4 protein-coding genes are annotated in these 3,882 nt (G+C 29.3%); all 4 read right to left on the bottom strand.

Features of this window, described 5'->3' with window-relative positions:
* On the bottom strand, positions 1 to 1,357 hold a 1,357-nt coding region (locus tag Q0K07_RS13095), incomplete at its 3' end, for a hypothetical protein (RefSeq protein WP_294559804.1).
* A 23-nt stretch (positions 1,358 to 1,380) separates the two neighbouring features.
* A complete protein-coding gene (locus tag Q0K07_RS13100) occupies positions 1,381 to 2,067 on the bottom strand; it encodes a hypothetical protein (RefSeq protein WP_294559805.1) in 687 nt (228 codons plus the stop codon).
* Between the two features lie 71 nt (positions 2,068 to 2,138).
* Complete coding sequence (locus Q0K07_RS13105) at positions 2,139 to 3,308, bottom strand: AAA family ATPase (protein WP_294559806.1); 1,170 nt, start codon at positions 3,306 to 3,308, stop codon at positions 2,139 to 2,141.
* A gap of 86 nt (positions 3,309 to 3,394) precedes the next feature.
* Positions 3,395 to 3,882: hypothetical protein (locus Q0K07_RS13110; protein WP_294559807.1), on the bottom strand; the 488-nt coding region annotated here is incomplete at its 5' end.

Raw genomic sequence — 3,882 nt, forward strand, 5'->3', positions numbered from 1 at the left:
GATATTTGTGATATTCTTCTTTATCAATCTGTTTACCAATCATTAATGCGTCAGCCACATGTTTAATCTGTTTTGCGTTTGCAATGTTATTGCTGCTTAATTCAAATAAATTTGTAAATACGGTATCATCTGTCAACTGGAAAACTGACCAACAAAACATTTGAATTTCTTTCATTAATTCTTTTAGCTTTGTGGCAGTTTGTTTAATTGTAGACCAATCATCAGTTCTATATCCTTTTAAAGTATCATAACCACAATAATTTACACCATATACCATTTTATGTTTTCTAAATTCAAATTCTAATGTTTCATCAGAATAATCATTACCAACATCCTTAAAAAACAATTTACCATTACGTTTTTCATCAACCCATTGGGCTACTTTCATTACATCTCTATATTCTTGTGAAGAAGCCTCTACACGTTTAATATAATCTTCTTCTGATTCAATGAATTCACCAAATTCATCTTCTTGTCTTTTAATAACCTGGCCGTTATCATCATGATAAATACCTAAAACAATTTCCCGTTCTGGTTTATATCGTTCTATACCATGTAATTTTTTAAATGAAGGGTTATTTAATACTGTTGTAATCAAACAATTTCTTAAATCAGCTTCATCCATCTCGTTGCTAAGAAGTAAAAACTTTTCATTATGTACAAATACTACATAACAAATAAGCAACATTAAATTTCTTGATTTACCACTATTAGATGTAAAACCATTAAATATAACCTTACCTAATCTAAGTCCACGAAATAATTCACTTAAAATTTTCCACGGCAAAGTCAAGCCCATATCTGGTTTAATTAAAAATCCTTGTACTTGTTTTTCAACACCACTATTCAAAATTACACTTTCTTCACTTGCACTAATTACAGTATTAATCTTATCTGCTTTTGAACGAATGATTTTATAAATATCTTGTGGTAGCCAGCTATCAAATTTAGGATGGTTTAATATTCTTTGTACTGGATATCCATTGCGTTCATATTCCCTTACTAATGAATATTTTTTTACAATATTGTAATAATTCTTAAAATTTTCTACATTAGCAAGCTCTTCCCATTGAGAAATGGTTTTATATCCTTTGTACGATTTATATGTTTTTAATCTATCTTTATCCTGGCTCATAAAGATATTAATTTGCGTTTCATCAAATGTTTGTGAAAATGTAGTATACATTAACTCAAACATATCATAAAAAAATTTTGTGCATTCATCTGAAAAATCATATTGACTTCTCATAAAGTTTCCATATGAAACATACAAATCTGGTTGTTTATATAAAGAACCAACAAAACACATTTCATTTTGAATATTAGTTGGTCGTTTAAGTTCGGTTTGTGTTTCCATTAACATCACCTATTAATTAAATATTAGTCAAATAATTCATCTAGTAATGCATCTATATCATCTTCATCATTTTTAATATTATTTTTATTTAAATTTGTATTTGAAATTGATGAATGTAAGGTTATATCTGCTATTATTTTTGATTCCGTTTCTTTTGTTCGTGCAAGAATATTTTGCTGCTCTTTCCATTTAAGATAACTGTCATATTTATTTATCAATATTGATAAATCATAAATAACTTGTTGCTCTGGTGAAAGAATTTTACCTTTTGAAATATTAATTTCTTTTGTTTTAAGTAAATAATTTTTCTTTCTAACCCACATATCATACAAATCATGTGGAGGAATTCCTGTTGATAATCCTTTAAATGTACCAGAATAAATAGCATCTAATTTTGTAAATATTCTTGATGTTATAACAGTCAAATCATAAAATTCCAATATAAAATTACATATATCATCTCTATAATAACAATCATCTAACATTGTTTTTGTATCCAATGAAATGTTATTCAAATTATTTAATGCATATTTCCATTTTGGCAATGTATTTTTTTTAGATGATTTTCTTTCACACATTGAAATAAAACAATCTTTGTGATAATATTTACCATCAAAAAATATTACATTATCATATGAACCTCTTTGAAAATCAATTTTTTTCTTACATTCAGAACACGTTCTTTCATTAAAGTCACGTTTTTTCCCCATATTGTTCCTTTATAATCAATTACAATAGAGGAAATATCCCCTATTGTAATTTAAATTTGATAGATAAATAATTATTGTTTCACAATAGATAAAACGGTTTTTAATACTTCAATATCCGTCACTGCTTTAAATGCTGTTGGAAGTCCAGCTTCAGTTAATTTTTTCTTCATTTCTGTTTTCTGAACTGGTGTCATAGCTTTAATAGTAGCATTAATTTCAGCCCGAAGTGAATCTGGCGTTACTGTACTAACATTATTATTTTCACTAGTTTCAATTTCTTCTGCCGGAACACCAACTCTTCCAAGAACTTCTTTTGCATATAATTCTTGTTCAACTTCTACTGCCTTAGTAAGGTCATTCTTTAATATGAAATTTTCTTTACCTTTATTTCTATCAAGTACAACTTGCCAATCAAGTAAAGATGGATCTTCAATAATTTCTCCAACAGAATGTACACCAGTTCTATCTTTAATAACTTGCGCACAGATTTGATTAGTCTCTGGATCAATAAATGTTCTTAATACTGTATTAGTATTATATTCCAATCCTTTAAATCCATCAGGAATTTTTCTACCAGTGCTAACAGATGCAATTTGTCCATCTTCTGTTCTAATACTTTCTTTTTCATCTGTTTCTCTGCAAGTAGTAATACAGTGTACGCCAGATGACATTAAATCAAGAATAAGGTCTTGTCCTTTAAACTTAATTGTATTCCAGTCCTTAATTTCAAGACCAGCACCTTCAATTTTTACCAATCTTGCGTCACCAATAAGACCATCCTTATCAGCTTTAACTTTATTTCTCTTCTTACTAAATTCAACAAGTCCAGACTGAGTAGTTAAATTAAGAATTGTAGCACCATCAATTACAATGGCATCTGCTCTAAATGGAAGCCCTTCGGCGTCTTTAACAATTTCATCAGTTTCATTTCCATCTTCATCAAGTTCATATAGATCTTCATTATTTTTTACTTTTGCAATATACTGTCTTACTTCTGTCAAAGACTGTGTATAAAGAATATAAATATTACCAAGGTTTACTCCATTTGCTTCCATTAAATCCAGGTAACTATCTAAACCACCTGTTTCAGCATCAATATATAATACTCTAAATGGAGATCCATCTTCTCTTTTATAATAAGCTAACTGAGATGCTAAGGTCGTCTTTCCACTAAAAGAAGCCCCATAAATAATCATATTTAACTTAGTTTTTGCTTGTTTTGCAATTCTACCTTTTGCCATTTATTTTAAGTCCTTTCTTATTTTGCTCATAACATTTGCTAAATTTTTATAATAATTCATTGGTACATAATCCCAGATAGCCTTCCCTACCAAGGCATATCATCATCGTCACTTCCAGAATTTAAAGAATTGGCAGTTCCCCAACCATCATTATCACTTTCACCAAAGTCCTGAGTAGCATTCTTAACATTCATAATCTTAACCAATGCCTCATCAATAAGATCTTTAGTATAAATGGTTGCATCCACACTATTAGGATCAGCACCAGTAATAATATACTCTCTCTTTGTTGGTGCGCTTACTTTTGTCATAGCATTAGATTCGCCCCAAACATCATCACTTTCAACTGTTTCAATTTGAGTAGTAGCATCCATCTTTCCCCATACGGTAAGTGCGTTGTAAGGCTTAACATTCTTTCTTAAAACATTTGCAAACTTACTATCAGTAACAATAAATTCTGCATCCTCAATAGTGGAATATGTAATAATCTTTGCAGAAACTACAAATCTACCAGTGGGCTTTTCATTTTCTACTTCCTGATCAATTCCCATAAACACAATAGTTTGAGTGAAAT

Source organism: uncultured Mailhella sp. (assembly GCF_944324615.1).
In the GTDB taxonomy this organism is placed as follows: Bacteria; Desulfobacterota; Desulfovibrionia; order Desulfovibrionales; family Desulfovibrionaceae; genus Mailhella.

Bases quoted from the DNA above. Each gene is read 5' to 3' on its own strand.
- Q0K07_RS13100 (WP_294559805.1), bottom strand. From the start codon at position 2,067: ATGGGGAAAAAACGTGACTTTAATGAAAGAACGTGTTCTGAATGTAAG.
- Q0K07_RS13105 (WP_294559806.1), bottom strand. From the start codon at position 3,308: ATGGCAAAAGGTAGAATTGCAAAACAAGCAAAAACTAAGTTAAATATG.